The sequence below is a fragment of the Nocardia carnea genome (assembly GCF_029869215.1).
Taxonomy (GTDB): domain Bacteria; phylum Actinomycetota; class Actinomycetes; order Mycobacteriales; family Mycobacteriaceae; genus Nocardia; species Nocardia carnea_B.
Window position 1 is genome coordinate 1 of sequence record NZ_JARWPM010000220.1, and the last position, 6,382, is coordinate 6,382.

At 69.6% G+C, this 6,382-nt stretch carries 6 protein-coding genes and 2 pseudogenes; 5 read left to right on the forward strand and 3 right to left on the reverse strand.

Annotated elements, in window-relative coordinates:
* Positions 1 to 127: 127 nt before the first annotated feature.
* A pseudogene (locus tag QH276_RS15430) lies at positions 128 to 256 on the forward strand (DUF2520 domain-containing protein); the annotation flags it as partial.
* Positions 257 to 264: 8 nt separating this feature from the next.
* Here QH276_RS15430 and dapD read toward each other — a convergent pair.
* The gene (gene dapD / locus QH276_RS15435; protein ID WP_280402806.1) at positions 265 to 1,212 is read right to left on the reverse strand and encodes a 2,3,4,5-tetrahydropyridine-2,6-dicarboxylate N-succinyltransferase; all 948 of its coding nucleotides are present in this window, start codon (positions 1,210 to 1,212) and stop codon (positions 265 to 267) included.
* 61 nt (positions 1,213 to 1,273) lie between these two features.
* On the opposite strand from dapD, the gene dapE reads away from it, so the two are divergent.
* The 4 genes from dapE to QH276_RS15455 all read left to right on the forward strand — a co-directional run bounded on the left by dapE (position 1,274) and on the right by QH276_RS15455 (position 4,875).
* Positions 1,274 to 2,368 (forward strand): succinyl-diaminopimelate desuccinylase, encoded by a 1,095-nt coding sequence (gene dapE, locus QH276_RS15440; RefSeq protein ID WP_280402807.1) that lies wholly within the window; start codon positions 1,274 to 1,276, stop codon positions 2,366 to 2,368.
* Positions 2,368 to 2,943, forward strand: coding sequence for a TIGR00730 family Rossman fold protein (locus QH276_RS15445; protein ID WP_280402808.1), 576 nt, complete (start codon positions 2,368 to 2,370; stop codon positions 2,941 to 2,943). Before dapE ends, QH276_RS15445 begins: the two co-directional genes overlap by 1 nt.
* Positions 2,944 to 3,058: 115 nt before the next feature.
* Complete coding sequence (folP, locus tag QH276_RS15450) at positions 3,059 to 3,940, forward strand: dihydropteroate synthase (protein WP_280402809.1); 882 nt, start codon at positions 3,059 to 3,061, stop codon at positions 3,938 to 3,940.
* On the forward strand, positions 3,937 to 4,875 hold the full coding sequence (locus QH276_RS15455) for a glucosyl-3-phosphoglycerate synthase (RefSeq protein WP_280402810.1): 939 nt from the start codon (positions 3,937 to 3,939) through the stop codon (positions 4,873 to 4,875). The genes folP and QH276_RS15455 overlap by 4 nt, the downstream gene beginning before the upstream one ends.
* A gap of 169 nt (positions 4,876 to 5,044) precedes the next feature.
* Here the strand turns inward: QH276_RS15455 and QH276_RS15460 are convergent, their stop codons facing one another.
* The gene (locus tag QH276_RS15460; RefSeq protein WP_280402811.1) at positions 5,045 to 5,596 is read right to left on the reverse strand and encodes a hypothetical protein; all 552 of its coding nucleotides are present in this window, start codon (positions 5,594 to 5,596) and stop codon (positions 5,045 to 5,047) included.
* 246 nt (positions 5,597 to 5,842) lie between these two features.
* Positions 5,843 to 6,382 (reverse strand): annotated as a pseudogene (locus QH276_RS15465) (hypothetical protein); the annotation flags it as partial.

Here is a 6,382-nt window from a genome sequence, read left to right on the forward strand (position 1 = left end):
TGCGGGTGCGACGGTCGACGACCCGGATTTCGCGGAAACCGTTGTCGGCCACCTGAACAGCCTGCCGCAGCGTTTCCCCGCGGAGATAGAGAAGATCAACGGCGCGTACTGGCCCACCGAGACCGGACTCGCGGTGCCGGACGCCGAACTGGCCGGCCTGGTCCGTGGTTTGGCGAGTGCGCGGACGGTCCGGCCCGGCACGATCGTCGCGCACACCTCCGGTGCCAACGGCATCGGAATCCTGGCGCCGCTGGCGCCGCCAATTCAATTGTGCGCGTGCAGGGCTTCGTTGAGTTCGATACCGGTGCCCGAGCGCGGGACGACCTCCACCGCGCCGGTTTCCGAATTGCGGCGGAACAGCAGGTTGTTCGTGCCGCTCAGCTCCGCTGCCTTGACCACCTTGCCGTCGGGTGTGGTGACCTTGGTGCCGGCGGTGAGGTAGAGCCCGGCCTCGAGCACACAGTCGTCGCCGAGGGGAATGCCCAGGCCCGAGTTGGCGCCCAGCAGGGAACGCTCGCCGATCGAGATCACGGTTTTGCCGCCGCCGGACAGTGTGCCCATGGTGGAGGCGCCGCCGCCGATATCGGAGCCGTCGCCCACCACGACACCGGCCGAGATCCGGCCCTCGATCATGGAGGTGCCGAGCGTGCCGGCGTTGAAGTTCACGAAACCCTCGTGCATCACGGTGGTGCCGGCCGCCAGATGCGCGCCCAGCCGGACCCGGTCCGCGTCACCGATACGGACCCCGGCGGGGACCACGTAGTCGACCATGCGCGGGAACTTGTCGACGCTGTAGACGGTGACCGGGCCGCGGGCGCGCAGTTTGGCGCGGGTGATTTCGAAACCCTCCACCGCGGCGGGGCCGTGGTTGGTCCATACGACATTGGCCAGCAGCGCGAACTGACCCTCGAGGCTCACCGAATGCGGGCGGACCAGCCGATGCGACAGCAGATGCAGGCGCAGGTACACATCGTGCGCGTCCACCGGGGCGGCGGAGAGGTCGGCGATGGTGGTGCGCACCGCGACCACGTCGACATCGCGGGCCGCATCGGGCCCCACCAGGCCGGCCAGCTCGGCGGGTGCCTCGGCGAGCCGCTCGGTGCCGGTTTCGGTGAACTCACCCAGCTCCGGGCTGGGGAACCAGGTGTCCAGGACGGTTCCGTCCGCGGTCACGTTGGCGATGCCGATAGCGGTTGCTCCCTGAGTGCTCACGACACCGCAGCCTACCCACCAGCGGGCCCGGGGTGGTGCGGCCCCTCTACGCTCGTATCTCGTGACCCTCGACTTGCACGCCGACCCCGTCGCGCTCACCGCGGCCCTCGTCGATATTCCGAGCGTGTCCCGGGAGGAGGCCGCGATCACCACCGCCGTCGAAACCGCGCTACGCACCCAGACCAGCGGTTTCGAGGTGCTGCGGCACGGCAATGTGGTGCTGGCGCGCACCGACCGCGGGCTGCCCACGCGGGTGGTGCTCGCGGGGCATCTCGATACCGTGCCGATCGCGGACAATGTGCCGGGCCGGTTCACCACCGAGAACGGGGCCGAGGTGCTCTACGGCTGCGGTTCGGTCGATATGAAATCCGGCGACGCGGTCTTCCTGCATCTGGCCGCCACCGTCGCCGAACCGGTGCACGACCTGACGCTGATCTTCTACGACTGCGAGGAGATCGCCGCCGAGTTCAACGGGCTCAACACCATCGAACGCGAACTACCCGAATGGCTCGACGCGGATCTGGCGATCCTCGGGGAACCGTCCGGCGGCTGGATCGAGGCCGGCTGCCAGGGCACGCTGCGCGTCCGGTTGAGCACCGCCGGGGTGCGGGCGCATGCGGCGCGGTCCTGGCTGGGAGATAACGCGATCCACCGGCTGGCGCCCGTGCTGGCCCGGTTGTCCGAGTACCACGCGCGTGAGGTCGATATCGATGGCTGCCGCTACCGGGAGGGTTTGTCGGCGGTCCGGGTCGAGGGCGGGGTGGCAGGCAATGTGGTGCCCGATGCCGCCGCGGTCGAGGTGAACTTCCGCTTCGCCCCGGACCGGACGGTGCAGCAGGCCACCGACCACGTCCGCGAAGTCTTCGCGGGACTCGACCTGGACTTCGCGCTCACCGACGCGGCGCCCGGCGCGCTACCCGGGCTCACCGCACCCGCCGCGCAGGGCCTGCTCGACGCGGTGCGGGCACACGGTTCGGCCGGGGTGCGCGCCAAATACGGCTGGACCGATGTCTCCCGGTTCGCCGCCCGCGGTATCCCCGCCGTGAACTTCGGCCCGGGCGATCCCAACCTCGCGCACAAACGCGACGAGCACGTCCCGCTCGCCCAGATCACCGCCGTCACCGACATGCTGCGCGCCTACCTGGAAGGGAAGTAGTGAACCCGCGACCGTTCGCCCTGTGCGTGTACTGCTCCGCCAGCACCACCGACCCCGGCCACCTGTCCCTGGCGGCCAGGGTGGGCACCGAGATCGCGCGGCGCGGCTGGCAACTGGTCTCCGGCGGCGGCCACGTCTCGATGATGGGCGCGGTCGCCACCGCCGCCCGCGCGGGCGGTGCCAACACCATCGGAGTCATCCCGAAACACCTGGTACACCGGGAGGTCGCCGATGTGGACTCCGACGAGCTGGTGGTCACCGACACCATGCGCCAGCGCAAACAGGTGATGGAGGACCGCGCCGACGCCTTCCTCACCCTCCCCGGCGGTATCGGCACGCTCGAGGAGTTCTTCGAAACCTGGACCGGAGGTCACCTCGGCCAGCACACCAAACCGATGGCGATCCTGGACCCGGGCGGCCACTACACGGGTTTGTTCACGTGGCTCGGGGAACTGCGCGACCGCGGTTTCGTCCCGGAAGCAGCTTTGGACCTGATCACCGTCACACCGGACCTGCAGAAAGCGTTCGCGGCCTTGGAGTACGCGCAGTTCGACGTTCCGCCCCCGGAGAAATAGGGAGGTCTGGCCGGACTCGGCGTTGCCGGGGAATGGCACTTCCGGGTGCCTCGCCGGTTCTCCGCTGTGAACCCGCGCTGCCGGAGGTGGGGCCGATAAACATAGACTCGTGATCATGTTCGAGCCCGTACGTCCGTCGCCGACTTTGTGCGGCCGGGCGGTGGCCACGGACCGTGCGCTGGTCATGGCCATCGTGAACCGGACGCCGGATTCGTTCTACGACCGCGGCGCGACATTCGGTGACAGCGCCGCGCTGGCGGCCGTGGACCGGGCCGTCGCCGAAGGGGCCGATCTCGTCGATATCGGTGGAGTGAAGGCGGGGCCGGGGGAATCGGTGGATGCCGCCGAGGAGGCGCGGCGGGTGGTGCCGTTCGTCGCCGCGATCCGGGAAAGGTATCCAGACCTGCTGATCAGCGTCGATACCTGGCGTTCGGAGGTGGCGCGGGCGGCGGTGGCCGAGGGCGCCGATCTGATCAACGACACCTGGGCGGGGGCCGATCCGGAGTTGGTGCCGGTGGCCGCGGAAACCGGGGCGGGGATCGTCTGCAGTCATACCGGTGGGGCCGTACCGCGCACCCGCCCGCATCGGGTTCGTTATACCGATGTGGTGGCAGAGGTGACCGAAACCGTGGCCGGCGCGGCGGAAGCGGCGGTAGCAGCCGGTGTGAGCAGGGATTCTGTGCTCATCGACCCGACGCACGATTTCGGGAAGAACACCTATCACGGGCTCGCACTGTTGCGGGCAGCGGACGTTCTTGTAAAAAGCGGGTGGCCGGTCTTGATGGCGCTGAGCAACAAGGATTTCATCGGAGAGACATTAGGTGTCGGACTTTCCGAACGGCTGGAGGGCACATTGGCAGCTACCGCTTGGGCCGCCGCGGCCGGTGCCCGTGTGTTCCGGGTGCACGAGGTCGCCGCGACCCGGCGAGTGGTTGACATGATCGCCGCGATCCAGGGTATCCGGCCCCCGGTACGAACTCTGCGAGGTCTCGTATGAAACTCACCCACCACGAGCCCGGCTGGGCGACGACGAATACCTGGGACACCCCCGACTGGGCGGTGGCCGATCTGGTCGCCGCGAAAGCCGGACGCACCGTTTCGGTGGTGCTGCCGGCACTGAACGAGGAGGAGACCGTTGCCGAGGTGGTGGCCAGTATCCGGCCGCTGCTCGGCACTCTGGTGGACGAGCTGATCGTCCTCGATTCGGGGTCCACCGACGCCACGGCCGAACGGGCCCGGGCGGCCGGCGCGGAGGTCATCAGCCGCGAGCAGGCCGTGCCCGAACTCGAACCGGTGGCGGGCAAGGGCGAGGTGCTGTGGCGGTCGCTGGCGGTGACCAGCGGTGATCTGGTGGCGTTCGTCGATTCCGATCTGATCGACCCGGATCCGGCGTTCGTGCCGAAACTGCTCGGCCCGCTGCTGACCACCCCGGATCTGCACCTGGTCAAGGCGTACTACCGGCGTCCGCTGCGACACGGCGGCGGGGTCGACGCACACGGCGGTGGGCGGGTCACCGAACTCGTCGCGCGGCCCCTACTGGCCGCCCTGCGACCGGGACTCACTCCGGTACTGCAGCCGCTGGGCGGTGAATACGCCGGCACCCGGGAACTGCTCACCGCGGTGCCGTTCGCCCCCGGCTACGGCGTGGAGATCGGGCTGCTCCTCGATACCTACGACCGGCTGGGCCTGCATGCCATCGGCCAGGTCAACCTGGGCGTGCGCACCCACCGCAACCGGCCGCTGGCCGATCTCGGGGTGATGAGCCGGCAGATCCTCGGCACGGTACTCGGCCGCAGCGGGGTGCCGGATTCGGGGGCGGCACTGACCCAGTTCCCGCTGATCGCCGGCGAGTTCACCCCGCACAGCACCGCGGTGGACCTGGTGGACCGGCCACCGATGAACACCATCCGCCCCGATGTGGCCGCCGCCTGAGTACGGGCGGTCGGTAAGGGGGTCGGTGGACCGGGAATCAGCGGACCGCACCTCCTGCTGATCGGGCTCCCGTTTCCGGCAGTGCGCCCGGGGCGGTCCCGCCCGGATCGTCCGGGGCTGTGCCGGGATGTTCGGGTCACCGAGTTCCCGGTTGACTGTGCTCGTCCGGTTATCGGCTCGGTCCAGGCGGTGACTGCTGGTCCGGTGCCTCCTCGGTCTCGGCTCCGGCGCTCGGCTCGCGGGTTGCCGCGGTGCTGTCGGAAACTTCCCGCTCGCTCGACGCGGGTTCGTTCGCAGCCGAGTCAGCAGAAGTCGCGGACTTGTCCGCTGCGGCCGGTTCGGTGGCTGCGGACTCGCTTGCCGGGGTTGGTTCGGTGGCTGTCGGCTTGCCTGCTGCGGCCGGTTCGGTGGCTGCGGACTCGCCCGTCGGCGTGGGTTCGGCAGGTTGCGTGGGTTCCGGCGCCTCGGTTGCGGCGGCCGCGGTAGGGGACTGAGCGCCGGCTTCGTCCCGGCTTGCGGTGGTGTCCGTGGCGGGCGCGGGCTCGGCGGTGCCGGCACCGGATTCCGCCGGCTCTTCCTGCTCGTGTTCCAGGCGGGCCTGGAGTTCGGCGACCGTCACGTATTCGGATTCCGCGGACCCTGGATTACGTAGCCACAGCACCACCGAGGCCAGCAGCCCGGCCGCGACCAGTACTACCGCCACGATGATCAACGCGTCCACCTGCGCCTCCCCGAATTACCTTGTCGGAGCCGGATAACGCTACGGGTCGCGCCCCTCGGCGCGGCATTGTTTTCGCCGCGACCGAACACTGGTGAATTCGGCAAAATGGCGAATGGTCCGTAGGTAACCTCAGCGTAGCAATCGCATTGACAAGCGAATATTCGTTCTGGCTATCGCGGAGTCCGGGCGTGTCGGAATAACGAGACGCGGGCCGAATTCACCCCGGCCGGGAATGAACCGGTGTGCTCAGCGACGCTGGCGCACCGGACGTGGGCGGGAATCCACCGGATCGTGCAGGTAGACCGGAGTCAGCAGATCCGCGTCCACCGGTTCGCCGGTGCCGCGGTCGTAGCGCACACCGATCAGTACCGAGAACCGCCGGTTGGCCGCGCGCTCGTGCAGCGTGGCGAGCCGGGTCGCCAGCAGCCGTACCGCGCCGAGCGAACCGGGCGGATGCAGGCCGTCGATCACCAGAACCGTGCCCCGCCCGTCGGGGCGCGGTAACCGGGCGAGGTAGGCGATATCGTGTGGGTCCGGGCTGGCCGGCCGGTAGATGCGGCGGGCGGCCCGGTCTTCGATTCCGCGCCGGCCGTCTCCCGGTCGCGCCACCGCGCGGCGCAGCCGTGGGTCCCCGGCGATGAGCTGGCGCAGGCTGGGCGAGAGTTCGGGGCCGCTGAGCACGATGAGCCCGTCGCGCGTCAGGTCGATCGGGCGCCCGGGGGCGAACGGTTCGATGGTGACCCCGAAACCCAGTTCCTTGAGCTGCTCGGCCAGCCCCGGCGCCCC

Coding starts and splice junctions, on each gene's coding strand:
- QH276_RS15455 (WP_280402810.1), top strand. CDS start 3,937: ATGAAACTCACCCACCACGAGCCCGGCTGGGCGACGACGAATACCTGG.
- folP (WP_280402809.1), top strand. CDS start 3,059: ATGTTCGAGCCCGTACGTCCGTCGCCGACTTTGTGCGGCCGGGCGGTG.